Source organism: Cupriavidus sp. UME77 (genome assembly GCF_014170355.1).
GTDB lineage: Bacteria > Pseudomonadota > Gammaproteobacteria > Burkholderiales > Burkholderiaceae > Cupriavidus > Cupriavidus basilensis.
The window spans coordinates 115726-141528 of sequence record NZ_LZZU01000065.1; the positions used below are offsets into that span (position 1 = coordinate 115726).

The following is a 25803-nucleotide window of genomic DNA, read 5'->3' on the forward strand; positions in this document are numbered from 1 at the left end:
ACTGCGAATTCTGTTAACGGAGGGCCTGGATGCGCGGCACCCAGGCTTCCACGCCGCGCTGGATCAACTCCAGCGCGTTATCAAAGGCAGGACGTCCCTCGCGATAAGGGTCCGGTACATCGAACTTGGCGAGTTCGCCAAGCCGGAAGACCCGACCAGTCGTCGCCGGGTGAAGTCGCTGTATCTCCTGCCTTTGCGCGTTGTCCATGACCAGGATCAGGTCGGCCTGCGTGGCGATCGCGCGGTTGAGCTGGCGGGCGCGGTGGCCGGTGATATCCAGATCCAGGTCTTTCATCAGATCGACTGCATGGGCATCCGCCGGCTGACCGACCAGTGCGCCGAGCCCCGCCGAAACAACGTTGGCTTCCGGGAGAGCTTGCCTAAGCAGCGCTTCCGCCATCGGGCTGCGGCAAATATTGCCAATGCACACCACGAGTACGGTCTTGATCATTTCAGTGTCGTGGCGGTGGAGTTGAGGAGCGTGCCGCTCGGGATCAATTGATTGATCACGCGGCTCCAGCGAACTACACCGGCGGCGTCGACATACACGACGTCTTTCGGCTTCAACTCGAACGATTCCGCCAGGGCTAAAGACACCGGCGACTTTCCGTCTAGGTGGAATATCTGGGCTTCTCCGTCATCGCTTTTGCGAATGACATAGAGTTCCTTGGCATCGGCCGAGGTGGGATTCACACCGCCCGCTTCCCCGATGGCTTCGTTCAGTGTCAGGCGGCCATTTCGCGGGAGAACCACGGAGGGGCGCACAACTTCGCCAGTGACAAACACCTTGCTGTCTTCACGTTGTTCTACGCGCACGATGTCGCCGTTTCGCAGCATCACGCGGGTTGGATCAATGCCTTGTTGCAACAACGCTGGCAGATTGACCGAGTAGTTCTTCCCGGCACGCGAAATGCGGATGCGGCTGTTGTCACCTGTCGTCACATTGACGCCACCGGCACGATTGAGCGCCTCAACCAGGGTCATCGGCACGTCGTCAATGTTCTGCGGGCCAGGAGTCTTTACTTCGCCGTCCAGATAGACGCGCTTGCTGCGGAAGGCGAGCACGCGCACGGTAACCTGGGGCATGTTGACGACGCTCTTGAGCTTGGTGCTCAGTTCGCCGCGGATCTGGTCTGGCGTTTTGCTGAGAACGTTGAGCACGCCTGCATACGGAAACTGGATGGTGCCGGCGGGACTGACTACATAGCCAGGTACATTAGCCGCGCCGCTGTAATTGGGGATTTCGTATGCGGAGCCAATCGAGTATGTCTGCGTAGGAAACACCAGCTCAGGGTGATCCCACACCACGATAGAGAGGATGTCGCCGACGCCAACCGTGTAGGCCTCAGGCTCACCAAACAATTCGCTCACCGATGCATTGGTGGGCACGGCTGCGGCCTTCATAGCGCGCACCAATGCCGGCGTGATCTGCGTAACCTTGGGCACAGACTCAGGATCTTCCGGATCAAGAGGGCGCTGCGGATCAAACCGCATCCCCGGCGCAAGTGCACAGGATGCGAGTAGTGGAATCGTCCCCAGCAACAGCAACGCTCTACGGAAAGACAGAAGGCTTGAAAGCTTGAACACGTCTTGATAATTCCCTTGATACCCGAAAGTCCGCGCTCCTGGCCGTCTCCTGGCTTGGGATTGCTGCGACGAATCCGCTTGTCCAACATGGCACACGTCGGTGCCTTTCCGCTGCGATGAGCTGCAGGGCGGAGATGAACGTTGCGGCGGTGGCTTCTTGATGCCTGCACGCTTGGCTCTTGCAGTGCATCACTGCGCGAAGACCGGCGAAGTGTATGGCTCTTGGGGGTAGATCTTCAAGGCGATGCGGCCGATTTTGCCGTGTTTTCTATCCCTACTGAAGAGTGGACCCGACAAAAGGAGGGATGCCCCTAAAAGGGGTAATGCAGAAGAATTTGGTTTGTGTTCATGATGGAGTTTCCTGCCTCTGTTTGCCTGCTTTCACCCGATTGGGCTACGCGGTTTTGCGCGATTTTTCCGGGGTTTTTTGCGGTTTTCCGTGTTCGCGTGCCGGAGTGGCTTGTGGATGGAACGCGCGCTTTCATCGCCCGATTTCGCTGGTCATGCGTTGGCCATGCGTGGATCGTGCGGGGCTTTTATTTCCCCACCAAGGTGGGGATCAAATAACTTCGGGGGGACTTCCCCGGCAATGCGAATTTGTGCTTGCTTGGAGATGGATAGAGGGCTTTGCAGCGAGACTCAAAACATCATGTCGTGATGCATTCTTGCTGCACCGTGTTGAGCATTGCTGATTGCCATGCCCTTACAAAATGGACCTCTGACTTTTGTGTGGGTGCTGCATGCGGCTGCGAATGCCGGAGGCAAAGCGCTGGCCTGGGGGAGAGGGCGGGCGCTCGCTCAACGTGTTGCGCCTCGCTCTTGCGCAGGCCCGCCCTCTCCCCCAACCCCTCTCCCGCCGTGCGGGAGAGGGGAGCTACGGCAGCGCTGGAATTGGCCCAGCGTTGGCTGGATTTTTGCCCAGCGATGCATCGACCCACACAAAAATCGGATGAACCTGAGAATCAGATGAACCCAAAAAAAAGGGTGTAGGCGCGGGGAGTGCCTACACCCTATCGGGAATTAGCAAGGGGTCACGCTTGCTGGTGCTGATTATTGGTGCACACGACGATCGCGGTTACCCCGCTAAGGTAGGTGCCACGCTTAGGTGGGGATAAGAATGTGCCGCCGCCGTCGATATGGCAGTGGCGGCCGGGCGGGGCATGCCTTTGTCCAGACATTCTTACCCTGCGCCGGGGTGGGTCCTACGAAGGCGGGGTACCGACACTGCATTTGCCTAACCAGAATGGTTCGCTGTTGCAGTGGTTGTCACCTTGAAGGGCAGAAGCAGATGCTGGATTCAATCGAAAAAAACCTGGCGGCCGATGCGGCGATGTTTGCGTCGGGCGAGGCGTGGATCGAGGCGCATCTGACGCCGTCGGGCTGGGTATATGGCAGCTACAAGGAGGAGGATGCGGCGCCCGTCTTGATGCCGACACCTGGTGAGTCGGTGCTGACGGTGCGGCGGCACTATATAGTGTGCGGCGCGGCGGCGCCCCGGCGGCTTAGCGAGATCCGCACGACGCGCGCGGATTCGGCCCGGGAGATCATTCGCTTGCTGGAGGCCTTCGGCGAGCCGCATTTCAATATCAAGACGCGCCAGGTGCCGAGAGTCCCCGGCGTAACGTTCTGACTGGCGTTGTCTTGTTGCCTTGTCTTCCCGCCTGATCACGGGGCGTGCCGACGCCGGGCATGCCCGGCCCTATTTCTTATTCCCGACCTTATGCGCCAGAACCTAGCCCGAAAGGATGACGGGCTAGGGCAAACGGTGCATTGACGGCTTATGCTCGGGCGCTACCATCGGATACATCTGGCTCGATCTTCTTGACTGCGGCCTGCCCAGCCGGATACAGCACGGAAAGCGCCTCTGGCTGCATGCGTATACACTGCCGGTTCTCCGCGAGTGGCAAGGTTCCGTGAGTGCCGCGCCGGGAGCGCGATTTTGCGGCGTGGTCTGGCTTGCGCGGCCGTAACAACGAGACAAGACAATAAAACCATGAAAGTTTCGACCACCAACGTCCTCAACGTCCTGGAGCAGGACGAAATCACTGCCGTCCGGGATCTGGCGCGCAACATCTCGCATCCTCTCGCATTTGTGCTGCTTCGCACCGCGTTTATCGCGATGGCCGTGGTGGCGGTGCTGTGTTTCGCGGTGGGTAGCTTCCAGTTGGACGGTTTTGAGAACGTGGGGATTGGCGCGGCGGTGGTGGCAGCGTTGCTGTTCCTTGCGGAGCGCCGCTGGTTTGGTAACCGCGACGAGGTGGTGGTGCCGGCCGAGCAGGTTGCGGTGCTGCGCGGGCAGCTTCGCCAGGAGATGTTTGGCAAGCTGGAGGAGGTGGCGAGCCGCCTGACCCATGATGGCCCGGGGGATGGGGTGATCCGGGTTCGCACCTTGTGGCAATTCCTGTCGGAATCCGTGGCCAGCGATACGCTCAAGCGCCGGAATGCCCGCGGGCCGGCCAAGGAATCTCAAGCGGGCTGAGTTCCAGCGCGCACAATCCGGGTGGCCTGGCGTCCTTATATCCACAATGAGCAAGCGGCTTACCCGCGGCGAGCCACGCAGGCAGTACGGCGAGGATTTCCGTAGGGTGGAGGATCCTTATCCTTACCCAGCCGCGGCCTTCTCTGTCGACCGGGCCGAAAAATTCTTCCGCGGGAAAGCGCCGATCTGGCGTGCTGCATCGCCTCCGACCCTTCCTCCTGATACGTCACCAGAGTGACCACGCGCGAGTGGACTCGCGCTACATGCGTCGTCTGGAGCACACCGGGAGTTTCAGTATAAATTAAGCATATTGCTGTTTTACACTGAAACCACATCTTGTTAACGGCTGGCATCGGCGAGAAGATTCGCGGCATCGCCGGTCTCATAAGGCGGGGAGAAATTCCCCCGCCTATGCCCCCCCCGAAGCTGCTACGAATATGTCTGGAAGTGGATGGAAGCAGCGGACGACCGACTCGCCGCTATGCGTCGCCGCGCCCGCCCTCCCCGTGCTCCGCCGCGAGTTCGCTCAGCACGAGTATTTCCTGCGCCAGTCCGGTCGCCAGTGAGAGCAGAGGGCCCTGGATGTCTGCGACCAGATCGCCGAATGTTCCGGCGGCGGCGCTGTCGCGGGTCATGAAGAGTAGCGCGTAGAGTTGTGCCGCTTTTTCGCCAGCGAGGCTCTGCGGGCTTTCGCATGGGGTATGGGCGGTCACGAACATGTCCGCGCCGGCATGTTCGGCAGTGACGCCGTAGCGGCTGTGCCTAAACATGGGCAGCCTCCGTCGCGGTGGCGTTCCGGTGTGCGTGGGCGAGTGGACTAAGGCGGGTCAAACGTTGCCCGGAATGGGCGAGTGAAGACAGGGGCATGGGAGCGCCTCCTACGTTAGCGAATCGAAAAATCCCGCCTGGCGGCGGTCGTTCGTCTACGTTTTTCGGGCTGCTATTCCCGGCCACTGTTTTGCAGCGACGAGCGGAGTATACCCCGACCCGAACCCGGAGAGAAACGTCACGCTGGGCCACCCCACCCCCTGCGCGGCAGCGCTTGACTTCCCGCCTCTCGTTCTGTAATTTCTGTCTACACAGAAATTACAGAACGAACAGGTGACGCGATGAAGATCTTGGTGACCGGGGCGAGCGGGCTGGTGGGATCGGCGCTGGTGGCCCGTTTGCTGGCCGAGGGGCATCACGTGGTGGCGCTGGCGCGCCGGCTCGATCAACTGCCCCGCCATCCACGGCTTCACCGCGTTGCGGGGGACTTGTCCACCTGGACCACGCCGGCGCATTGGCTGGCGGCATTGCGCGGTGCCGATGTTGTCGTCAACACGGTGGGCATTTTTCGGGAAACCGCGCTGCAGCATTTCCGGGCCTTGCATGTGGATATGCCGCTTGCCCTGATGCTGGCCTGCGAGCGGGCTGGCGTGCGGCGCCTGGTCCAGCTATCCGCGCTGGGCGCGGCGGCGGATGGGGCTACCGCCTACTGGCGCAGCAAGGGCATGGCGGACGATGCCTTGCGCGCTAGCGCGCTGGACTGGGTGATCGTGCAGCCGTCGCTGGTGTATGCGCCGTCTGGCCGCAGTGCAACATTGTTCCGGCGCTGGGCGGCGTTGCCCTTGCTGCCGGTGCCGGCGGATGCGGGGCATGTGCAGCCGATCCATATCGACGACCTGATTGCGCTGCTGCTGCGGGTAGTGCGCACTGACTGCGCGGGCCGGCGCACGGTGGCGGCGGTTGGGCCGGTCCGGCTGCGGTTTGGCGACTGGCTTGGCGCCCTCAGGGGCGGCATGGGGCTGCGCACAGCGCGGGTGCTGCGCGTGCCGGGCTGGATGGCCGGCCTTGGGGCGCAATGCCTGGCGAGGCTGCCGGGCAGCCTGGCCGATGTCGACAGCCTGGCCATGCTGCGCACCGACAACAGCGCCAGCCCGCACGCCGCGGCCACCTTGGCTGTGCGGCGCTTGCGCGCGCCGGCCGCCTTTGCCACCGCTGCCGAGCGGCTGCCAGCCTTGCTGTTCTGGACCTTGCTGGCTGGCCGGCTGGCCATTGCCGCGGTCTGGCTGGCCACCGCCTTTGTATGTTTTGCGGATCTGGGCGCGGGCACGGCCTTGCTGCGCGAGGCGGGGCTGCCACCGGCCTGGCGCGCGCCGCTGGTGTGGCTGGGCGCGGGGCTGGATCTGGCGCTCGGGGTGCTGGTGCTGTGGCGCCCCACCCGCGCGGTGTGGGCCATGCAGATGGCGCTGGTGCTTGGCTATACCGCGCTGATTACCTGGCTGGTGCCGGCGTGGTGGGCGCATCCCTTCGGGCCGGTGCTGAAGAACCTGCCGATGCTGGCGTGGTTTGCCCTCTTCCTGCAGCTGGATACCAATACCAATGCCGATACCAATGCCGATACCAATGCCGATACCAATGCCGATACCAACGCCGATACCAATGCCGGCATCGGCACCAACATCGACACCAACATCGGCCGGCAAGCCACCGCATATGGATCAACCGAGGAGCAAGCATGACCTACCTGACCGTCAAGTGGCTGCATATCCTGTCTGCCACCTTCATGTTTGGCACCGGCTTTGGCACCGCCTTCTATATGTTCTTTGTGAACCGCAGCAAGAACGTGCAGGCCATGGCGGTGGTGACCCGCTGGGTGGTGCGCGCCGACACCTGGATCACCGCGCCGGCCGTGGTCTTTCAGCCGCTGAGCGGGCTTTACATGATGCATGCGGCGGGGTATCCGCCTTCGGCGTCCTGGCTGTGGATCTCGCTGTCGCTCTACGCGCTGGCAGGGGCTTGCTGGCTGCCGGTGCTGTGGCTGCAATGGCGGATGCGCGATATGGCTGCGCAGGCATTGCCGGCATCGGGCGGCGCGCCCGATGCCGCCGGCATTGCGCCGCGCTACTGGCTGTATGAGCGCATCTGGGTGGCGCTGGGGTTTCCCGCGTTCGGCGGCTTGCTGGTGGTGTACTGGCTGATGGTGAGCAAGCCGGCCTGATCCCGCCACGCAGGCTAGCGGGCAACCGTAGCCGATCAGTCTTTGGTAGGATGGCCAATCGCCACGGATTGGGATGCGCGCTGACAATGCCCCAGATCGACCTGAGAACGACAGTCTTGCTGTCAGCGGTGATGTCGGCTCTGATGTCGATCGTGCTGTTGTCGGCGTATTACAGTTTCCCGCGGTCGATCAAGGGGATTGGGCGTTGGGTCAGCGGCTCGCTGCTGCTGATTGTTGCGCCGGTGCTGTTCTGGTTGCGCGATATCGCCCCGGACTGGCTCTCCATTGTGGTGGCTAACTGCCTGGTGATGGCTGCCATGGCCCTGTGGATGCTCGCCGTGCAGGCGTTCTACGGGCGGCCGCAAACATGGCGGTCCGCCGCCGCGCTGAGCGTGCTGGGCACGCTGCTGCTGGCCTGGTATGCGCTCGGGCAGCCGAACTATGTGGCCCGGGTGACCATCGTTACCTTTGTCATCGGGATCTTCTACATCGCGCAATGCGCGCTGATCCTGCGCTACGGCGAACGCCATTTCAGCACCTACTTCTTTGGCACCCTGATGAGCGTCCAGGCGCTGGTGGTGGTGGTGCGTTTCGGCTCCAGCTTGTTCGCGGGGATGACCAGGCACTCCTTTTTTGCTCCCGACGACGTCTTCCAGATCATCTACCTGAGTTCCAACACCCTGATGGTCCTGGCCTTGTCGGTCGCCTTCATGCTGGTGATCACGCGGCGCCTGCACGTGGAGCTCGACGTGCTCTCCAGGACGGACCCGCTGACGCTGCTGCTCAATCGCCGCGCCTTGTATGCGGCCGGCCAGGAGGCGCTGGAGCGCATGCGCGGGGACGGTGGCGAGATGGCGTTGCTGTTGATCGACCTTGACCACTTCAAGCGCGTCAACGACAGCATGGGGCACGCCGAGGGCGACCGGGTGCTGATGGAGTTCTCGGCCATGCTCAAGCGCGAGCTGCCGCCGGGGGCCTACCCGGGGCGCTTCGGGGGCGAGGAATTCCTGGTGTTGCTGCCGCGTACCGGCATGGCAGGCGCGCTGGCGCTGGCGGAGCGCCTGCGGGCAACGTCTTCGCGGTTTTTTGGTGAGCGCATCGCGGATCTGACCATCAGCATCGGCGTGGCCTGCGTGGAAAAATCGGAAACGCGCCTGGACGACGCCGTTGGCCGCGCCGATCTGGCCCTGTACCGCGCCAAGAGCGCGGGCAGGAACCGGGTCGAGGCGGTGATGCAAGCGGCCTGAGGGGAGACTAAGGGGTCTAAGGGAACTAAGGGGCAGTCATCAGGCGAGCAGCCGGCCCAGCGTGGCTACCGCGATGGTGAGTGCGCCAAGCGCCAGGTTCAGGCCGACGGCCTGCCGGATGCGGCCCAGCGCGGCGCCGGCGGCCTTCCAGTCCTGCGCATCGACGCTGCGCCGCAGCGCACCATAAGGGCCGAAGAACACATAGGCAAAGATGCCGATCATGATCAGGCCAAGGCCGAACATGATGTGCCAGTGAACAGGCGCGGCGGCAAACCCGAGCGCGCCGAGCATGGACGCGCCGCTGATGGCGATCAGCGCGACGGCGCCCCAGACCCAGGCGAGGAACCGCGCGAATACGGCGCGCCACAAGCGCAGCCGCTGCGGCGGCTCCAGCAGGGTGGCCGCGGCCGGGCGCAGGCAGACATAGGCGAAGAACATGCCGCCCACCCAGAGCGTGACGCCGGCGATGTGCAGGAAGCGGAGGACGGGATCGAGGGTCATGGGCGGTTTCGGTTTTTTGGGACGACAGGGATGGGGATGGGGCAGGCTCCAGCCGGCGAATCGTGGCGGGGACTGTTGGGGGAATGCCGCATTCTAGTCCCCGAAGGCCACTTGTGCCGACCAAAACCACGAATAAGACACACATGCCAGAGCAATGCCGTCGGCATAAGCGGAGCGCTCCTCCGCTTCTGCTAACCTAACAGCCGGGTCAGTCGCCCGCGATGGGGGATGGGCGGTCGGGACGGAAGGGCCGGTGGTCGGGCTGGTCCGCAAAACCAAGAATAAGATACTCATGCGGCACTCTTTAAAGTATCGGGTCGCCTTAGCCACGGCGCTCGTGGTGACATTCATCATCCTGGCGCGCGCGCTGTTTACCCAGTTCTACGCGTTCCAGAGCTTGACTGCGATGCGCCAGGCCCAGCAGGAAACGCTGGTCAAGCTGGTTGCCGAACAACTCGACGAGAAATTCGAGACGCGGGCGATCGCCCTGCGCCGCCTGGCGCGCCAGCTGGCGCCGATGCTCGGGCAGCCGCCCGCCGATTTGCGGCGCTTTGCCACCCAGGCGATGTCCATGCCGCAGATCTTCAATGCCGTGTTCCTGGCCTTGCCTGACGGCGACATGGTGTTCAGTACCGCCGTGCCCATCGGGCAACGCATCCACCTGTCGGACCGCGATTACTTCCGCGCCATCCTCGACGGTTCTGAGTTTGCCGTGTCGGACCTGCTGCGGGGCCGCATGAGCGATTCGCCCGGCGTGGTGCTTGCCGTGCCCCTGCGCGGCGCGGACGGCAAGCTGCTGGCGGTGGTTGGCGGCGCATTGAATCTCACCGAGAGCAACTTCCTTGGCCAACTGGCGCACAGCCGGGTTGGCCTGACCGGCGGCTATTGCCTGGTCTCCTCCGGCACGAACCCGCGCTACGCCATGCACCCCGATGCTTCGAAGGTGATGACGCCAGCGAAGGAGCATGACGAGACCTGCGGCCTTGGCGCGCCGCCCTCCGCGTGGGAGATCATCAACCCGACGCAGCCCGTGGTGGCGCGCTACCTGCTCGAGTCCAATGGCTGGGAGGTGGTTTCGGTCCTGCCCGCCGACGAAGCGTACGCCCCGCTGATCGCGGCCCGCCACAAGACGCTCATGGTCGCCGGCGTGTCGCTGTTGCTGGCCGCGTTGCTGATGTGGCTGGTGATACGCCGCCTGCTGGCGCCGCTGGAGCTGCTGCATCGGGTGGTCAGCGAGGTGCCCAAGAATCCTGCCGCCCTGGCTGCGCTGCCAACCGGGCGCAATGACGAGATTGGTGAGCTGGCCACCACCTTTGGCACGGTCATGCAACAGCTCTCCGAGCGGGAAGCCGCGCTCAGCGCCGCCAAGGATCGCGCCGCCGAGAGCGAGAAGCGCATCGAGGCCATTGCCAACCATGTGCCCGGCTTTGTCTCGTTCATCGACATGAGCGAGCGCTATGTCTTTGTCAACGAGGCCTACGCGCAGCGGTTCAACCTGCCGGTGCAGCAGATTGTCGGGCTGACCATGCGCGAGCTTTGGGGCACCTCCGTCTACGTGGCATCGAAGCCTTACCTGGAACAGGCCTACCTGGGCGCGTCGGTCACCTTCAGCCTGGAAGGCAAGGATGATGCCGAGTGCATGGAGGTTACCTACCAGCCTGCCTGGAATGACGGCAAGGACACGGTCCAGGGCCTGTACATGTTCGCGCGCAACGTGACCAACGAGCGCCAGAAGTTGCGCAGCCTGGAAGCGCAGACGCTCACGGACCACCTCACGGGCCTGCTTAACCGCAAGGGGTTCGACCGGCGCATGGCCGATGCCATGGCCCGGGCTGGCGCGAACCACGCCAGCGCCGCGCTGTTGCTTGTGGACGTTGACGATTTCAAGACCATCAACGACACGTTTGGGCACGCCGTTGGCGACCAGTTGCTGGCGTCCTTCGCCGAGCGCCTCTCCGCCTGCGTGCGCACTGGCGACGCCGTGGCCCGGATCGGCGGCGACGAGTTCGCCGTCGTGCTGGACGACACGCTCAACATTGCAACGCTGGAGCGCGTCGCCCAGGCCATCGTGCACGCAGCCCGGCGAGCGCATTTCATCGAAGGCCATACCATCGTGGCGACAGCCAGCGTGGGCATGGCCATCCATTACCCGGACGACGGCCAGACCGCGAACGAACTCTTCATGCGTGCGGACATGGCGCTGTACGAAGCCAAGCGCAGCGGCAAGGCGCGCTACACGCCGCCGCCTGCCTCGAGCAACCGCGCCTAGCGTCAATGCGCGACAATACAAGAACATAACAACGCAGCAACGCAGCAACGCAGCAACACAACAACACACTCTCCCTGAGGATGACTCCGTGACCGACCCGATCCTGATCCGCCCCGCCGAGCCTAGAGATTTCGAAGCGTGGAAAGTGCTATGGGATGGCTACAACGCCTTTTATGGCCGCAAGGCAGAGACCGCGCTGCCGATCGAGATCACCCGCATGACGTGGTCGCGCTTCTTCGACGCTTACGAGCCCATGCACGCGCTGGTGGCGGAGCGCTCCGGCGAATTGCTGGGCCTGGTGCATTACCTGTTTCATCGCAGCACCATCCAGATCGGCCCGAGCTGCTACTTGCAGGATCTCTTTACGTCGGAGGCGGCACGCGGCACGGGCGTTGGCCGCGCGTTGATCGAGGCCGTCTACCAGCGCGCCGAAGCCGCCGGTGCCAAGCGGGTCTACTGGCAAACGCACGAGACCAACACGACAGCGATGAAGCTCTACGACAAGGTCGCGGAAAACTCGGGGTTCGTGGTTTATCGCAAGCCGGTTTAGTTCTTGGGCGGGCCTGCGCAAGAGCGAGGCGCATCACCTTGTGCGAGCGCCCGCCCTTCACTCCGGCTCGATCCCCGCTGCCTTGATCACCTTCGCCCACTTTTGCGTTTCGCTGCGCACGAAGGCGGCGAGCTCGTCCGGGGTGGACGGCGCGGGCTCGCCGCCGGTGCGGCTGAAGTACTCGGCGGCCCTGGCGTCGGTCAGGCCCTTGCGCACCATCTGGTTCATGCGCTCCACCACGGGCCTGGGGGTCGCGGCGGGGAAGAATGCCGCGGACCAGGCCACCATCTCGTAGCCGGGCAATCCGCTTTCCGCCATGGTTGGCACATCCTTCAGCACGGGATGGCGCTGCGCCGTGGTGACGGCGATGGCCCGCAGCTTGCCGCCCTGGATCAGGGTCATGGCGGGTGATATGTCCGAGATCATGAAGTCGACCTGATGGCCCATCAGGTCGGTGAGCGCGATTGGCACGCCTTTGTAGGGCACGTGGAGCGCTTGTACGCCGGCCATCATCTTGTAGAGCTCGCTGGCGATGCGGGTGGAGGAGCTGCCGCTGGCGAAGGTGAGCTTGCCGGGCGTGGCCTTGGCCAGCGCGGTGAGCTCGGCCACGGTGTGCACGGGGCTGTCGGGCGGCACCACCAGTACCAGCCCGCTCTTGGCGATCAGCGAGACCGGCGCGAAATCCTTGACCGGGTCATAGGGCAGCTTCTTGAACAGCGATGCATTGGCGGCGTGCGTGGTGTTGGTGGTCACCAGCATGGTGTAGCCATCGGCTGGCGCGGTGGCAACCGCCTGCGCTGCGATAAAGCCATTGGCGCCGGGCCGGTTATCCACCACGACGGACTTGCTGGTCTGCCCGGTGACGGCTTCGGCGACGAAGCGCGCGCTGCTGTCGGTGCCGCTGCCGGCCGGGAACGGCACGACCACGCGTACCGGCTTGGCGGGGTAGTCGCCCGTATCGGCGGCGCGCGCCAGGCTGGCAGGAATGGCTGCCAGCGCCAGGACGGGCAGCAGCAAGCCGGCGATCGCGCGCCGGGTGAAGGGGTGCGTCATGTTGTCTCCTCGTTTACCACTTTTCTGTTTTTTATTACGTTTCTTCGTCGCTTGTGCCTTTGCGGCATCTGCTGGGTTTCTCTCGGGGTAACGCTCAGCTGCGGCTGTCGGGTACCGCAAGCGCCGGGTAGCGATCAGCCAGGTGGGCGGGCAATTCCACGTCGAGGATGAAGCGGTCCCCGCGATACCAGAAACACCCCGCCGTGAGCACCTTGCCGTCGATATCCAGCGTGGTGCGCACGATCTTGGCGATGGGCGCGGCAAAGCCGTAGGCCAGCGCGCGCGCCATCGCATAGTCGGCGGGTTCCACCGTCATGGTCTGGTGCATGATGCCAAGGCGCTCTCCCACGGCCTCGCGCAGCAGGCGGGCGATCTTGCGGTGCTTTTCACTGCCGCGCGGGAACTGGCTGAAGACGGACTCGGCCACGTACAGCTCGATCAGGCAGAACGGCTCGCCATCATGCACGTGCAGCTTGCGCAGCAGCACGTAGCGGCCCAGCGGCTCGCCGCGCGTGGGCAAGCCCGGCGGCAGGCTGACATCCCTGCGTTTGTCCAGGATGCGGATTTCCAGCTCGCTGCCGCCGACCAGCTCGTTGTTGATCGCGGATCGCATGCCTTCGCTCGGGCCGCACGGCTGGCCGGTGACGTGCGTGCCGCGCCCGCGCTGGCTGCTGACCAGGCCCTCCTCGGCCAGCACGGCAAACGCCTGCCTGACGGTGACGCGGGCGATGCCGTAGGTCTGCGCAAGGCGCTCCACCGTGGGCAGCTGGTGCCCCAGCGGCCATTCTCCTGAGATGATCCGGTGGCGCAGCACGCTGGCCAGCTGCCGGTAGCGCGCCACGCCGCCCGTGCCATCGTCTGGCAGCGCACGCGGCTCGTCGTCGGGGGCCGCCGCTGTGTCGGCCGCGCGGGTTGCGTTGCGCATCACGGCAGGCTCCTTGGCACCTGCATGGGCATGGCCTGCAGTTTTTGCGTCATGCTTTGGCCGATTCGCGCGTGGTGCCCGCGGCCATCATGCGGTCGATGGCGGGGTCGTCATAGCCCACCTCGCGCAGCACCTCGCGGCTGTGCTCACCCAGCGCGGGGGCATGGCGCTGGCTGGTGGGCGGCGTGCCCGACCATTCGCTGGGGACCGCCATCTCGCGGATGCGGCCCACGCCCGGGTGGTCGGTCTCGCGGAAGAAGCCAATGTCGCGCAGATGCGGATCATCGAGCAGCGTTTCGAACGTGTGCATGGGGAACACCGGGATATCGGCCTCCTTGAGCAGCGCGCGCCATTCGTCCGTGGTGCGCTTGGCCATTTCGTCGCTGACCATCGCGTAAAGCTCCGTGATGTGAGCGGTGCGCGTGGTGATGCTGGCGAAGCGGGGATCGGTGTCGAACAACCCGGCCTTGCCGATGGCCTTGAGGAAGGTGCGCCAGTGATGGTCGTGATAGATCAGGCAGCACACATGGCCGTCGCGCGTCTGGTAGGGCCGGCGCTCCGGCGACAGCAGGCGCGGATAGCCAAAACCGCCGCGCGGCGGCACGAAGGTCTCGCCGTAGAGGTGGTCGCCCAGCACATAGGGCACCATGGTTTCGAACATCGGCACGTCCACGCGCTGGCCCTTGCCGGTGCGCGCTTGCGCGTACAGCGCGGCGCAGATCACGCCAAAGGCGTAGAGCCCCACCGAGCGGTCGGCAATGGTGATGGGCAGATAGCGCGGGATATCGTCGCTGCCCTTGGCCACCGCCTGGGGCAGGCCGCAGGCCGCCTGGATCAGGTCGTCGAACGCGGCCTGCGGCGCGTAGCGGCCGCGCTGCGAGAAGCCGAACATGCCGACATAGACCAGGCGCGGGTTCAGCGCGGACAGCGTTTCGTAGTCCAGCCCCAGGCGCTGCATGGCTTGCGGCCTGACGTTGTAGGCCAGCACGTCGGCGTCTTGCACCAGCCGCAGCAACGCCTCGCGCCCGTCTTCCGATTTGAGGTCCAGCACAACGCTGCGCTTGTTGCGGTTCAGGCCCAGATAGAGCGGCCCCATCTTCTCGTCGCCGCACGGCCCGATGCCGCGCGTGACATCGCCCTCGGGCGACTCCACCTTGATCACGTCGGCGCCGAGATCGCCCAGCATCTGCGTGGCCGAGGGGCCCATGAATACCGCCGTGATGTCCACCACCTTGACCCCGGACAGGGCGCCAGCCGTCATCTCCATCGTCTCCCCCAACGTTCGTTCGAATAGTTCTATGAATAGGACTATAGGAAAACAAAACCGATGGGACAAGGAAGAATCCGAGCGCCGCCGGGCGCCGGGAAGCTGGCCGAACAGCCGCTGCCGCCAGCCATTCGAGCAAACCCTCTAACCGCTTGACAATTTATTGCCGACCCTAACCAAAGCCTGTTTTTATGGGTCGTGTTATCCACAAATACTGTGGATAACAGGCACCTCGCTTCCCGCCAACCGGCTTGCAGCCGCCAATCCGGTCGGACTGCCTATTGTTTCAGCAACCTGAAGGTTTTGTGGCACATTCATGGCAGGGATGCCGACAGCCGGCGGTGCGGCGCGGGCCTGACCGCGCCGCACCGCCCTGCTTTCCGCACCCCTTGCCACCCTTCTTGCCACCCCGCGCGCTACCCATGGCGGGACGCTTGTCCCGGTACCGGGACGGTGCCTGGGCGCCAACCGGGACGCTGGCCTCATGGCTGGCGCAGGGCTCGCGCCCGACAATACCCCCCTCGTTATCAATCACGTGCAGCGCGCCGCGCCATGGATGGGATGGATCTGCCACCGAGCACCGACCTGGTCTTTACCATGCTGACCCGGCGCGAGCGCGATATCGTGGAGCTGATCGCGCAAGGCCGCGACAATGCGCAGATCGCGGCGCACCTCGGGCTTTCGGAAAAGACGGTGCGCAATCACATCGCCAGCGTGCTCTCCAAGCTCGAAGTGGAGAACCGCGCGCAGGCTATCGTGCTGGCGCGCACGTCGGGCTTTGGCCAGTCGGGCGCTTAGCGCACAGCGGGTGCGCGATGCGCGTGCCGCATAAAGTAACGGGCCGGATAGCCCGGCCCGTTACCCCCTCCCAGCGGCCCTCTGGCCGCCTCCCCATTAGCGACTTAGTTATAACGATGCACGCTTTCCTTCTGCGTGCCATTGAGCATGCGGTAGCGCAGTTGCAACTGGCGCGAGGTGAGCCCGTCGCTGGTGAGGCCGATGAACTGGCCGCTGCTGCCGCAATTGGGATCGCTGACCGCGCTGGGCGCATCGATCGTCACCGTGGTGCTCCCCCTGGGCACCGGCGTGGAACCGCTGACCACGCTCTGCTGCACTGCCGGGGGTGTTCCCGTCGCCGGGTCACCGAGGCTGGCAAAGCGGTAGGTGTAGGCACCGACGGAGGAAACCGGCTCCGCCAGCAAGTTAGGCGTCCAGCTCAGCGTCATGGTGCTGGCGCTGCCCGCCGCCGTGCTTGCCGGTGCAAGCAGATCACGGGTGGCGGCATCAATCGGGGTCCACTCCAGCGAGGCGCCGGCCGCTGCCGGAATCACGGGCGAAACGATAGGCGCGCTCAGCACGCGGGATGGCGTGGTCTCGTCCTTATAGAAGAACTCGAAGGTATAGCGCGTCCAGGCGCCGAGCTTGCTGAAATCGATATAGCTTGTGGCGCCCGCGACCGCGCCGAAATCGCCCGGGTGGGACCAGTTGGCAGTCTGGTTGGCTTTGGCAAGGTCGCTCGCAAACGGGTTCGGCCGGATCACGGTAGCGTTGGCGCCCTGGATGTCCCGGGTGCGCTGCAGCCAGAACACGCTGCCATACTGCGCGCCGTCCACGCCCGCGTCCGAGATGTTGATGTTGCCGGTCTTGTTGGCGATGTTGAACCAGGTCTGGTCCGAGCACGTGGCAGTGCCAGGCTGGCTGAGCACCACCCCGGCCGCCGGCAGGCCGTAGCCTTTCACACGCACCGCGCGTAGGTCGGTGCTGCCCGGGCCTGCGCGATTCACGAAGATGTTCAGGCCTGTCTGGAAGCGGCTCGCCCCGGAATACCAAAAGACACCTGTTTCCGGCGTGGGCACCAGCTCCTCGCTGCGGCGAACCACGGGGCGCACGCTCACCTCCACGTTGCGGCTATTGCCTGTCAGTGCCCACTTGCCATCGGCTTGCTTGCGGGCGTTCAGGATGTAGTTGCCGCCTGCGCCCGTGTTGTCGACGTATTTGATATTGAGCGCGATGAGATCGCCGCCCGTCGCCGGGGCGTAGATCATCAGCTCCGGTGCCGAGAATTTCGCGCCGGTCATGTTCTCACCGGTCATGGTCGCGTAGAAGTACTGCCATGGCCGATAGCCACTGTTGATGAAGCCCGCCTCGATCGGGACGAGCTCGCAGTCGGCGTGCCGCTTTGTAACTTCCGGCCCGCCGCTGGCTAGCGGAATCGACTTGTCGACGCTGATGGCACGCTCGCTTACCGGATGGGAGAAGCAGGCCTGAAGCTGCTTGCCGATGCCGGCTGTGGCCGTGAAGTCCACACCGGACACCGTGGAGGCCGGCACTGGCTTGACGCTCGCCGTATCGCCCTTGCTGCCGAGCGGCACTGGTGCGGCGGCCGGGGCTAGCGGATTGGAGAGCATCAGGACCATGCGCGGCGGATTGCCACTGCCATCGTCATAGGGTGCGGCGGTCACGCGGATGTTGTCGAGCAGCCTGTCCGCACCTTGCCCGCTGCCCGCCACGATCGGCGTGGTGACCGGGTCGAAGGTGGCGGGATCGGTTAGACCGGCCTCTTGCAGCAACGCGGAGAGCTGGGCCTTGAGCGTGGCGAGCGCGGCTTTCAGATCCGCATCGCTGGTGGCGGTCAGCGCCTTGATGGCTTCGGCGGATCCGATCAGCTCGGTAAGCGTCAGCTTGCCCGTGGCAATGGCGACGGCCGCCGTGGTCAGCGGCGTGATGTTGGCCACCCCGGTCTTGCCGGCTTCGGGCGTGGCGATGATAAGGGAGACTTGCGGGCTTTGAAGGTTGTTCGGGTCGCTGACCACGATGGCGAACGGCCCGCGCGCGCTGTCGGTTAGCACGCAGGTGTAGATGCCCGCGTCGCTGGTCACCAGGCTGGAGGTGGCCGCGCTGCAAGCCGGTGCGCCAGTGGCATCGATGACGCTCACCAAGCCGCCGGCGAAGGCCGCGCCGGTGGCCGCCGTGCCCGACAACGCGCGCGCTTGCACGACCGGCGCTGGCGTGGATGTGGCGCTGCCGCCGCCCGACGCGCCGTCGCCTCCGCCACAGCTGGCCAGAACGATGGCGCTGGCCGCCATGGCCAGTGGTGCGATGCGATGGATCTCGTGTGCAGTCATGACTCTCCCCTGTTGAACGCTGTTGTTGCGCTACCCGTATTGCCTGTGTTGCCTGTGTTGCCTGTGTTGCCTGTGTTGCCTGTGCTGGCGGTGGTGCGTGCGTGCCCAGGTACTTTGGCCGCGCGCAAGTGGATCGTCATCATCAAATCTGACGATGACTACGCCGCGCGCACAGCTGGCGTGCTGGCAGACCATCACCACAGCGTGCGAATCCGCACGGCTTCCCCCCGTATGGGGGATGCAATGCACGGCATCAATCTGGGATAGTCGGCGCCATCACCCTGGCAAGTACATCGACCCCGCAGGGGCGCTCCCGAGGCATGCATCGGGGCGATGCCACTGCGCTTGCAGGAGTCGCCATGAACACGACCGCGAAAGCGCAGGCGTTCAACGAAACCGTCATCGCCCTGTATGAAGGCGTGACCGACCCGGGCGGCTTCAACGCCGCGCTGCAGCGGATGACGCAGCTCACCGGCAGCGCGCACTCGGTGTTCATCCTCTGGCCTCATGGCGCCACCGGCGGCAGCATCGAAAACAACTCGGGCGATCCGGGCCATCTGGTCGACCTCTACAACTCGAGCTACAACGCGCTGGACCCGGCCAGGGACGTGGTGCCCTTTCTGCCGGAGGGCGCATGGTTCTATGACCGCCGCGAGCTGTCGCCGGCAACCCTGCGGCAAAGCCCGTTCCACCAGGATTTTCTCTACCGCGAGGGCATTGGCAGCCTGGTTGCCATGCGCGCCGTCACAGACCACCAGACGATGGCGTTCTTCGGGCAGCAGAAATACCTCGATCGCCCGCACTACGAACAGCATGACCTGGAGATGCTGGAGAGGCTCTCGCCCCACCTGCGCAGAGTGACGCGGCTGCGCCTGGAGCTGGCGGTGCTGCGCATGCGCCAGGGCTGGCTGGAGAGCGCCTTCAGCCAGCTCAAGGCCTGCATGATCCTGTGCGATGGCAGCGGGCGCATTCTCTTCACGAACCGCGCGGCGGAATCCATGCTGAAGGACAGCACGCAGGCGCTCACCATCCGCGCGGGCCATCTGTCGGCATGGCGCAACCCCAATCTTGTCGCGGCGGCATTGGACCGCGCGGCCGGCCTCTTTGCGCCTGGCGTTGGTGCTGCGCTCAGCCTGCAGGCGGCGCGCGGAAAGCAGATCGCCTGGGTGGTGCCGGTGCCGCCCAGCAGCAGCCTTGCGGCGCCCTGGCAGCGTCCGGTGGCGCTGGTCTGGGTCAGGCAGCCGGAGGCGGGGACGGAAGCGGACGAAGGCGACGGCCCGGACTTTGAACTACTGAAGGCCGTCTATGGGCTGACCCAGGCCGAATGCCGGATCGCGGAGCTGATCTTGCAGGACCTGAGCCCGCAGGAGTGCGCGCAAGTGCTTGGCGTCGCGCTGGCAACGGTGCGCACGCAGGTGCGGTCGCTCCACGCCAAGTGCGGATGCCGCCGGCAGACCAGCCTCATCCGGATCCTGGAGCAGTTCCGCAAGCCGGTGTGAGCGGCGCGGTGTTAGCGGCGCCGTCAGCCCGCTTACATCCTTGGCAGATGCGCCTTCACGATATGCGCGTGGCCCAGCGCGTGCTCGACCAGCTCGATCGCGGCCGTGCATTGCGCCTCTGTGTGATCGGCCATGGCCATCATGCGCAAACGCGCGCCGTTGCGCGGGGCCGCGGGAAACTCGGTGAGGTTGGCCATCAGCCCGAGGCGCGTCATTTCACGGCTGGCAAGGCGCGCGGCGGCATCGTCGCCGAGCAGGATCGGCACGACCGGGGACGGCTGGCCGAGCACCGGCAGGCCACGGCCGGTGGCGGCGCTGCGCAGCGCCATGATCGTGCGCATCAGCGCATTGCGCCGCGCCTCGCCTTCGCACGTGCGCAGGATCCGCACGCATTCGATGGCCACGGCGATCTGTATCGGCGATAGCGCGCTGGAGCAGGCATTGGGTGACGCGTATTGCCGCAGGTATTCCTTGATCGCCATGCTGTCGGTGGCGACGAAGCCGCCGTTGGACGCGAAGGCTTTCGACAAGGATCCCACCACGAGGTCCACCTTGCCCTGCAAGCCTTGCAGTCCGATCTGCCCCGTGCCGCCGGGGCCGGTGCAACCGAGGTCATGCGCCACGTCCACCAGCAGGATCGCGTCGAACTCCGAGGCCAGGGCCTGCAGGCCCGGAAGATCGGCGATCTCCGAGTCCAAGGCATAGACGCTCTCGGCCACCACCATCACGCTGTTGGCCGTGTCGCGTGCCCGCACGCGCGCCAGCACGCGGCGCGCGTGCGCCAGGTCCAGGTGCCGGTGCAAGTGCACGTTGCGCGTGGCGGCCATCGCGCCTTCGCGCAGGCCACCGCGCACGCGCTGATCCAGGATGACGTGATCGCCCCTGCGGATCAGGCCTTTGACCACGCCGAACCCGGCGGCCCAGCCGGTGGGAAACAACACGGCGTGCTGCTTGTGCAGCAGCACGGCCAGCTCGCCTTCCAGCTCGGCGCCCAGGCAACTGTTGCCGGCCTGCGCGGCAGATCCGGCGCTATGCACGCCGAACCTGCGCATTGCCTGCGTTGCGGCATCCAGCACCCGGGGATGGGTGGCGAGGCTGAGGTAGTCCTGCGAGGCGAAGTTCAGCCCGCAGGTTTGCGTGCCGTCCAGGGAGCGCAGCGTGGCAACCGGGCGTGGCGCATCCAGCAGGCATCTGGCGTAGGGGTACACGCCCATCTCCACGCGTGCGGCCATCCATTGGTGAAACTGCTGCGCCCGGCGCTGCGGATGGTTTGCGGCCACCTGGAAATAGTCCCGGTGGCTGCCCTGCAAGGCGAAGCTGCGCTTCTCGCGCAGGTTGGCGATGGCGGCGTCGATGGTGGTCACCGGGCTGCCATCGCAGCCGGGCGCCGGGAGCGTCGTGGTTGGCATTGCGTTCTCCCTCTGCCGGACAAAAGACCAAGGACAGGGACGCCGGCCGTGGCCGTTGTGGCCTGGCTGGCGTTTCTCCTGAGTCACTGTGGCAGGGGGCCGCGCCATCGTCATCATCAAAATTGATGATCGACGGCACAAGGCGCTGCGGTTGCTGCTTGCTGCTTGCTGCTACTGCAGGAAATCTCCGTAGCGAGCGCGGATCTCTTCGAGATTGGCGAGCGTGCCGGAAAGGTGCCGGCGCAGGCTGGCCTGGGCGGCGTCGGGGTCGCCGCTGGCGATCGCATCGACGATGGCAGTGTGATCCGCCACGACCGCGTTGGCCTTGCCGGCAATCGGCAGGTGCAGGCGGCGCAGGCGGTCCAGGTGGCCGCTCTGGCGGCGCACCAGCATCCACAGGTCCGGCACGCGGGCGGCTTCGTACATCTGGCGGTGGAAGGCCTGGTCGAACAGGGAGAACTCCGCGAAGTCCTGGGCGGCGAGCATGGCCTGCTGCCGCGCCACGCTAAGGCGCAGCCGCTCCACCAGCGCGGGGTCGGGTGCCTCGGCCAGCGTGCGCACGATTTCCACTTCCACGGAGCGCCGCAGGAAATGCGCCTGCTGGGCCAGCGCGATGCTGATGGGGCTGACCACCGTGGCGTGCTGCGGGAAGATATCGACCAGCCCTTCCTCGGCGAGCCGCATCAGGGCGTCGCGCACCGGCGTCTGGCTGATGCCGTACTGCGCGGCGAGATCCGTGCGCGACAGCACCGTGCCGGGGGGCAGCGTCATGGAGATGATCATGTCCCGCATATGCTCGAACACCTGCGGCGCGGCATGCCGGGTGCGGTCGAACTGGAATTGAATCTGCGGGGCGGACAAGGTGGCTTCTGTGGCTTCCATCGGGCGGTCTGATTTCACTGCACGGGCGTGGATCATCACGCACAAAGACGCTGCATTGCGTCTCATGGCAGCAGTTTAATGGAAAGCTTTACGGTTTGACACACTAATATATTAGTGCTTTAATCCTTCCGACGATATCAGATGTCGTATCTCTACCGCCCAGTTCTGGCACCAGAGGTCCGGCCCAATGACAACATCCGTGGAAGAGACAGCATGACGTCACGAAAGAAGACGCCCGAGACCTTGCGCAGCGCGCGCTGGTTTGCCCCCGACGACCTGCGCTCCTCCGGGCACCGCTCGCGCATCATGCAGATGGGCTACTCGCCCGAAGAATGGCTGGACCGCCCGATCATCGCGATCATCAACACGTGGTCCGACATCAATCCCTGCCACTCCCACTTCAAGCAGCGTGTCGACGACGTCAAGCGCGGCATCTTGCAGGCCGGCGGCTTCCCGATCGAGCTGCCCGCCATCTCGCTGTCGGAAAGCGCGGTCAAGCCCACCACCATGCTGTACCGGAACATGCTGGCGATGGAGGCGGAGGAACTGATCCGCTCCCACCCCATCGATGGCGCGGTGCTGATGGGCGGCTGCGACAAGACCACGCCTGGCTTGCTGATGGGTGCGTCGAGCGCGGGCGTGCCGGCCATCTACGTGCCGGCCGGCCCGATGCTGCGCGGCAACTGGAAGGGCAGTGTGCTGGGTTCCGGCTCCGACGCCTGGAAGTTCTGGGACGAGCGCCGCGCCGGCAATATCAGCAAGACCGAGTGGATCGGCATCGAGGGCGGCATCGCCCGCAGCCATGGCACCTGCATGACGATGGGCACGGCCAGCACCATGACTGCGATTGCCGAGGCCATCGGCATGACGCTGCCAGGCGCTTCGTCCATCCCGGCCGCCGACGCCAACCATATCCGCATGTGCTCCGAGGCCGGACGGCGCATCGTGGACATGGTGTGGGAAGACCTGACCCCGCAACGGATCCAGACGCGCGCCTCGTTCGAGAACGCCATCGCCGTGGCCATGGCGATGGGCTGCTCCACCAACGCCATCATCCACGTGATCGCCATGGCGCGCCGCGCCGGGCATGACATCGGGCTGGAGGATTTCGACAAGACCAGCCGCCACGTGCCGGTGATCGCCAATATCCGCCCCAGCGGCGACAAATACCTGATGGAGGATTTCTTCTACGCCGGCGGCCTGCCCGCGTTGATGAACCGCATCAGCGACAAGCTGCACCTGGATGCGCTGACCGTCACCGGCCGCACGCTGGGCGAGAACATCGCGGGTGCCGAGGTCTATAACGACGACGTGATCCGCACCAAGGACAACGCGTTGTACCAGGAGGGTGCGCTGGCCGTGCTCAAGGGCAATATCGCGCCGGACGGCTGCGTGATCAAGCCCAGCGCCTGCGAGAAACGGTTCTTCAAGCACACCGGCCCGGCGCTGGTGTTCGACGACTACCCGTCGATGAAGGAGGCGGTGGAGCGCGACGATCTCGACGTCACCGCCGACCACATCCTGATCCTGCGCAACGCCGGCCCGCAAGGCGGCCCGGGCATGCCGGAATGGGGCATGCTGCCCATCCCCAAGAAGCTGGTCCAGCAAGGCGTGCGGGACATGCTGCGCATGTCGGACGCGCGCATGAGCGGCACCAGCTACGGCGCCTGCATCCTGCACGTGTCGCCGGAATCGTATATCGGCGGCCCGTTCGCGCTGGTGCGCACCGGCGACATGATCTCGGTCGACATCGACCGCCGCAGCATCCACCTGGAGGTGTCCGACGAAGAGCTGGCGCGCCGCAAGGCCGCGTGGACGCCGCCGCCGCCGCGCTTCGGGCGCGGCTATGGCTGGATGTTCTCCAAGCATATCCGGCAAGCCAACGACGGCTGCGACTTCGACTTCCTGCAAACCGATTTTGGCGCGCCCACGGGCGAACCCAGCATCTACTGATAGCGGACCCATCATGACCGATACCATCACCAATTCCATCACCGATTCCACGACCCAAGCCAGCAAGCTCAGCCAGCAGACCATCGACAAGTTCAAGACCGTCAGCACCGCTACGTTGTGCACGGCGCTGTTCAAGCGCGGCTTGCGCAACCAGTTCATCCAGGACGTGCATCCGCTCAATCCCGAGCGCGGCAACATGGTGGGCGAGGCCTTCACGCTGCGCTACATCCCGGCGCGCGAAGACCTGAACCCGATCTCGGTGTTCATGGACCCGAACCATCCGCAGCGTCAGGCGGTTGAGCAGTGCCCGTCCGGCGCGGTGCTGGTGATCGACAGCCGCAAGGACGCGCGCGCGGCCTCCGCCGGCTCGATCCTGATCACGCGCCTGATGCAGCGCGGCGCGGCCGGCGTCGTCACCGACGGCGGCTTTCGCGATTCGCCGGAGATTGCGCGGCTGGCCATGCCGGCCTATCACCATCGCCCCTCCGCGCCGACCAACCTGACGCTGCACCAGGCCATCGAGATCAACGGCCCCATTGGCTGCGGCGACGTGGCGGTGTTCCCGGGCGACGTGGTGGTGGGCGATGCCGAAGGCGTGATCATCGTGCCGCGCTACCTGGCCGAGGAAATCGCGGCGGAAGCGGTGGAGATGACCGCGTTCGAGGACTTCGTCACGGAGGAAGTGATGAAGGGGCGCTCGATCATCGGCCTGTATCCGCCGACCCAGGAGCAAAGCCGGCTGGACTTTGCCGCCTGGCGCGAAGCCAAAGGCCGCTGAGCATCGCCGCCTGCCAGACCGTACAAGCCACGAACAAGCCAAAAACAAGCACATGAGCCAGCCGGCTCCCGACGCGAGGGGCAAGGCGGCCACGGATGGAGACAAGATGCATCACAACAAGCGAGGCGCGCTGCGCCGCGTTGCCGCTCTCGGCATGCTGGCCGCGGCCAGCGCCCTGTTCCTGTTCAGTACCGGCGCGCAGGCCGAGGACAAATGGCCATCGCGCCCGATCACCTGGGTGGTGCCATTCGCGGCGGGCGGCTCCACCGATATCGTCGCCCGCACCATCGGGCAGGAGATCTCGAAGGCGCTGGGCCAGCCGGTGGTGGTCGAGAACCGGCCCGGTGCGGCCGGCGCGGTGGGCGCGGGCTATGTGGCGCGCGCCAAGCCGGATGGCTACACGCTGTTTGGCGGCACCATCAGCACGCATGCCATCAACGCGAGCCTGTACAAGAATCTCTCATACGACCCGGTCAAGGATTTCGAGCCGGTCTGCCTGATCGCCTACGTGCCCAACGTGCTGATGGTCGACGCCAAGCTGCCGATCCACAACGTGAAGGAGCTGATCGCCTACGCGAAGAGCCACCCGGGCCTGAGCTTCGCGTCGTCGGGCGCGGGCACTTCGACGCATCTGGCAGGTGAGCTGTTCGCCGACATGATCAAGGTGCCGATGACCCACGTGCCTTACAAGGGCAGCCCGCAGGCGATCCAGGACGTGGCCGCCGGCCTCGTTCCTTTTCTCTTTGACCAGCTGACCGCGGGCGACGCCATGATCAAGGCCGGCAAGCTGCGCGCGCTGGCCGTGACCTCGCCCAAGCGCTCCGCGCTGGCGCCCAACGTGCCGACCATGGCCGAGGCTGGCGTGCCGGGCTTCGAGATGGTGTCGTGGCAGGCGCTGTACGCGCCGCACGGCACGCCGAAGGACGTGGTGCAGCGCCTGAACGCCGAGGTGGTGCGCGCGCTGAAGCAGCCCGCCGTGCAGCAACGCATGACGCAGCAGCTTGGCATGGAAGTGGTGGGCAGCAGCCCCGCCGAACTCGCGGCGTTCATGGGCAAGGAGATCCCGCGCTGGGCCGAACTGGTGAAGAAATCGGGGGCGACGGCCAATTGATGGCTGGTCCGGCGTTTTGCTCCCCTAACCCCTCTCCCGCCGTGCGGGAGACGGGAACCGCGCAGTTGCGAAACGATGCGTTGGCGCCATTGCTGCGCGTTGGATGGAAAGCGAGAGCATTAGGCCAATTAGGCGGCCATTAAGCGGCCATTAAGCAGCCATTAAGCGGCCATCAAGCGGCCATT

General features: G+C 65.2%; 21 protein-coding genes and 1 pseudogene. 12 read left to right on the forward strand and 10 right to left on the reverse strand.

All coding sequences use genetic code 11. The features are described 5' to 3' along the window. Positions 1–13 precede the first annotated feature (13 nt). Both A9975_RS26595 and A9975_RS26600 read right to left on the reverse strand, forming a co-directional pair. Positions 14–451, reverse strand: coding sequence for a low molecular weight protein-tyrosine-phosphatase (locus A9975_RS26595; protein WP_183035355.1), 438 nt, complete (start codon positions 449–451; stop codon positions 14–16). Next, a complete protein-coding gene (locus tag A9975_RS26600) occupies positions 448–1587 on the reverse strand; it encodes a polysaccharide biosynthesis/export family protein (RefSeq protein WP_183035356.1) in 1140 nt (379 codons plus the stop codon). The genes A9975_RS26595 and A9975_RS26600 overlap by 4 nt, the downstream gene beginning before the upstream one ends. Before the next feature lie 1288 nt (positions 1588–2875). Between A9975_RS26600 and A9975_RS26605 the strand changes: the two genes are divergently transcribed. Together A9975_RS26605 and A9975_RS26610 are read left to right on the forward strand one after the other, a co-directional pair. Then, positions 2876–3217: a hypothetical protein gene (locus A9975_RS26605; protein ID WP_183035357.1), complete on the forward strand. Its 342-nt coding sequence runs from the start codon at positions 2876–2878 to the stop codon at positions 3215–3217. 363 nt (positions 3218–3580) lie between these two features. After that, positions 3581–4066, forward strand: coding sequence for a hypothetical protein (locus tag A9975_RS26610; RefSeq protein ID WP_183035358.1), 486 nt, complete (start codon positions 3581–3583; stop codon positions 4064–4066). Between the two features lie 479 nt (positions 4067–4545). Here the strand turns inward: A9975_RS26610 and A9975_RS26615 are convergent, their stop codons facing one another. Beyond that, entirely contained in the window at positions 4546–4836 is a 291-nt protein-coding gene (locus tag A9975_RS26615) for a hypothetical protein (RefSeq protein WP_183035359.1), read from the reverse strand. A gap of 339 nt (positions 4837–5175) precedes the next feature. Between A9975_RS26615 and A9975_RS26620 the strand changes: the two genes are divergently transcribed. The 3 genes from A9975_RS26620 to A9975_RS26630 all read left to right on the forward strand — a co-directional run bounded on the left by A9975_RS26620 (position 5176) and on the right by A9975_RS26630 (position 8296). Next, positions 5176–6570, forward strand: coding sequence for an NAD(P)H-binding protein (locus A9975_RS26620; RefSeq protein ID WP_183035360.1), 1395 nt, complete (start codon positions 5176–5178; stop codon positions 6568–6570). Continuing rightward, positions 6567–7049, forward strand: a complete 483-nt coding sequence (locus A9975_RS26625; protein ID WP_183035361.1) for a DUF2269 domain-containing protein — start codon at positions 6567–6569, stop codon at positions 7047–7049. Before A9975_RS26620 ends, A9975_RS26625 begins: the two co-directional genes overlap by 4 nt. Before the next feature lie 86 nt (positions 7050–7135). Further along, positions 7136–8296, forward strand: coding sequence for a diguanylate cyclase (locus A9975_RS26630; protein WP_255503497.1), 1161 nt, complete (start codon positions 7136–7138; stop codon positions 8294–8296). A 39-nt stretch (positions 8297–8335) separates the two neighbouring features. Here A9975_RS26630 and A9975_RS26635 read toward each other — a convergent pair whose 3' ends face one another. Then, positions 8336–8797 carry a CopD family protein gene (locus A9975_RS26635; RefSeq protein ID WP_150987062.1) on the reverse strand — a complete coding sequence of 154 codons (462 nt, stop codon included), beginning with the start codon at positions 8795–8797 and terminating at the stop codon, positions 8336–8338. Positions 8798–9089: 292 nt separating this feature from the next. Here A9975_RS26635 and A9975_RS26640 point away from each other — a divergent pair, with 292 nt between their 5' ends. After that, positions 9090–11066 (forward strand): diguanylate cyclase domain-containing protein, encoded by a 1977-nt coding sequence (locus A9975_RS26640; protein WP_183035362.1) that lies wholly within the window; start codon positions 9090–9092, stop codon positions 11064–11066. 88 nt (positions 11067–11154) lie between these two features. After that, the gene (locus tag A9975_RS26645; RefSeq protein WP_183035363.1) at positions 11155–11616 is read left to right on the forward strand and encodes a GNAT family N-acetyltransferase; all 462 of its coding nucleotides are present in this window, start codon (positions 11155–11157) and stop codon (positions 11614–11616) included. Positions 11617–11673: 57 nt separating this feature from the next. Here A9975_RS26645 and A9975_RS26650 read toward each other — a convergent pair whose 3' ends face one another. The 3 genes from A9975_RS26650 to A9975_RS26660 form a co-directional block, all read right to left on the reverse strand. After that, complete coding sequence (locus A9975_RS26650; protein ID WP_183035364.1) at positions 11674–12669, reverse strand: tripartite tricarboxylate transporter substrate binding protein; 996 nt, start codon at positions 12667–12669, stop codon at positions 11674–11676. Positions 12670–12763: 94 nt separating this feature from the next. Further along, positions 12764–13594 carry a GntR family transcriptional regulator gene (locus tag A9975_RS26655; protein ID WP_183035453.1) on the reverse strand — a complete coding sequence of 277 codons (831 nt, stop codon included), beginning with the start codon at positions 13592–13594 and terminating at the stop codon, positions 12764–12766. Between the two features lie 49 nt (positions 13595–13643). Beyond that, positions 13644–14861: a CaiB/BaiF CoA-transferase family protein gene (locus A9975_RS26660; RefSeq protein WP_183035365.1), complete on the reverse strand. Its 1218-nt coding sequence runs from the start codon at positions 14859–14861 to the stop codon at positions 13644–13646. Between the two features lie 573 nt (positions 14862–15434). On the opposite strand from A9975_RS26660, the pseudogene A9975_RS26665 reads away from it, so the two are divergent. Next, a pseudogene (locus tag A9975_RS26665) lies at positions 15435–15659 on the forward strand (response regulator transcription factor); the annotation flags it as partial. Between the two features lie 104 nt (positions 15660–15763). Here A9975_RS26665 and A9975_RS26670 read toward each other — a convergent pair. Next, a complete protein-coding gene (locus A9975_RS26670; RefSeq protein ID WP_183035366.1) occupies positions 15764–17986 on the reverse strand; it encodes a hypothetical protein in 2223 nt (740 codons plus the stop codon). A gap of 359 nt (positions 17987–18345) precedes the next feature. Here A9975_RS26670 and A9975_RS26675 point away from each other — a divergent pair, with 359 nt between their 5' ends. After that, positions 18346–19485 carry a helix-turn-helix transcriptional regulator gene (locus A9975_RS26675; protein WP_183035367.1) on the forward strand — a complete coding sequence of 380 codons (1140 nt, stop codon included), beginning with the start codon at positions 18346–18348 and terminating at the stop codon, positions 19483–19485. A 32-nt stretch (positions 19486–19517) separates the two neighbouring features. Here the strand turns inward: A9975_RS26675 and A9975_RS26680 are convergent, their stop codons facing one another. Next, entirely contained in the window at positions 19518–20894 is a 1377-nt protein-coding gene (locus tag A9975_RS26680) for an aminotransferase class I/II-fold pyridoxal phosphate-dependent enzyme (protein ID WP_183035368.1), read from the reverse strand. Between the two features lie 171 nt (positions 20895–21065). Beyond that, on the reverse strand, positions 21066–21776 hold the full coding sequence (locus A9975_RS26685; protein WP_183035369.1) for a GntR family transcriptional regulator: 711 nt from the start codon (positions 21774–21776) through the stop codon (positions 21066–21068). Between the two features lie 213 nt (positions 21777–21989). Here A9975_RS26685 and araD point away from each other — a divergent pair, with 213 nt between their 5' ends. From araD to A9975_RS26700, 3 genes are all read left to right on the forward strand, one after another. Then, the gene (gene araD / locus A9975_RS26690; protein WP_183035370.1) at positions 21990–23729 is read left to right on the forward strand and encodes an L-arabinonate dehydratase; all 1740 of its coding nucleotides are present in this window, start codon (positions 21990–21992) and stop codon (positions 23727–23729) included. Between the two features lie 13 nt (positions 23730–23742). Beyond that, positions 23743–24507 (forward strand): ribonuclease activity regulator RraA, encoded by a 765-nt coding sequence (locus A9975_RS26695; protein WP_220810903.1) that lies wholly within the window; start codon positions 23743–23745, stop codon positions 24505–24507. Positions 24508–24613: 106 nt separating this feature from the next. After that, positions 24614–25618, forward strand: a complete 1005-nt coding sequence (locus tag A9975_RS26700; RefSeq protein ID WP_183035371.1) for a tripartite tricarboxylate transporter substrate binding protein — start codon at positions 24614–24616, stop codon at positions 25616–25618. Positions 25619–25803 lie beyond the last annotated feature (185 nt).

Excerpts from the sequence above, each read along its gene's own strand:
- A9975_RS26605 (WP_183035357.1), top strand. The coding sequence starts at position 2,876 with ATGCTGGATTCAATCGAAAAAAACCTGGCGGCCGATGCGGCGATGTTT.
- A9975_RS26670 (WP_183035366.1), bottom strand. The coding sequence starts at position 17,986 with ATGACTGCACACGAGATCCATCGCATCGCACCACTGGCCATGGCGGCC.
- A9975_RS26625 (WP_183035361.1), top strand. The coding sequence starts at position 6,567 with ATGACCTACCTGACCGTCAAGTGGCTGCATATCCTGTCTGCCACCTTC.
- araD (WP_183035370.1), top strand. The coding sequence starts at position 21,990 with ATGACGTCACGAAAGAAGACGCCCGAGACCTTGCGCAGCGCGCGCTGG.
- A9975_RS26650 (WP_183035364.1), bottom strand. The coding sequence starts at position 12,669 with ATGACGCACCCCTTCACCCGGCGCGCGATCGCCGGCTTGCTGCTGCCC.
- A9975_RS26630 (WP_255503497.1), top strand. The coding sequence starts at position 7,136 with ATGCCCCAGATCGACCTGAGAACGACAGTCTTGCTGTCAGCGGTGATG.
- A9975_RS26635 (WP_150987062.1), bottom strand. The coding sequence starts at position 8,797 with ATGACCCTCGATCCCGTCCTCCGCTTCCTGCACATCGCCGGCGTCACG.
- A9975_RS26680 (WP_183035368.1), bottom strand. The coding sequence starts at position 20,894 with ATGCCAACCACGACGCTCCCGGCGCCCGGCTGCGATGGCAGCCCGGTG.
- A9975_RS26615 (WP_183035359.1), bottom strand. The coding sequence starts at position 4,836 with ATGTTTAGGCACAGCCGCTACGGCGTCACTGCCGAACATGCCGGCGCG.
- A9975_RS26595 (WP_183035355.1), bottom strand. The coding sequence starts at position 451 with ATGATCAAGACCGTACTCGTGGTGTGCATTGGCAATATTTGCCGCAGC.
- A9975_RS26640 (WP_183035362.1), top strand. The coding sequence starts at position 9,090 with ATGCGGCACTCTTTAAAGTATCGGGTCGCCTTAGCCACGGCGCTCGTG.
- A9975_RS26660 (WP_183035365.1), bottom strand. The coding sequence starts at position 14,861 with ATGGAGATGACGGCTGGCGCCCTGTCCGGGGTCAAGGTGGTGGACATC.
- A9975_RS26655 (WP_183035453.1), bottom strand. The coding sequence starts at position 13,594 with ATGCGCAACGCAACCCGCGCGGCCGACACAGCGGCGGCCCCCGACGAC.
- A9975_RS26675 (WP_183035367.1), top strand. The coding sequence starts at position 18,346 with ATGAACACGACCGCGAAAGCGCAGGCGTTCAACGAAACCGTCATCGCC.
- A9975_RS26620 (WP_183035360.1), top strand. The coding sequence starts at position 5,176 with ATGAAGATCTTGGTGACCGGGGCGAGCGGGCTGGTGGGATCGGCGCTG.
- A9975_RS26700 (WP_183035371.1), top strand. The coding sequence starts at position 24,614 with ATGCATCACAACAAGCGAGGCGCGCTGCGCCGCGTTGCCGCTCTCGGC.
- A9975_RS26695 (WP_220810903.1), top strand. The coding sequence starts at position 23,743 with ATGACCGATACCATCACCAATTCCATCACCGATTCCACGACCCAAGCC.
- A9975_RS26685 (WP_183035369.1), bottom strand. The coding sequence starts at position 21,776 with ATGGAAGCCACAGAAGCCACCTTGTCCGCCCCGCAGATTCAATTCCAG.
- A9975_RS26610 (WP_183035358.1), top strand. The coding sequence starts at position 3,581 with ATGAAAGTTTCGACCACCAACGTCCTCAACGTCCTGGAGCAGGACGAA.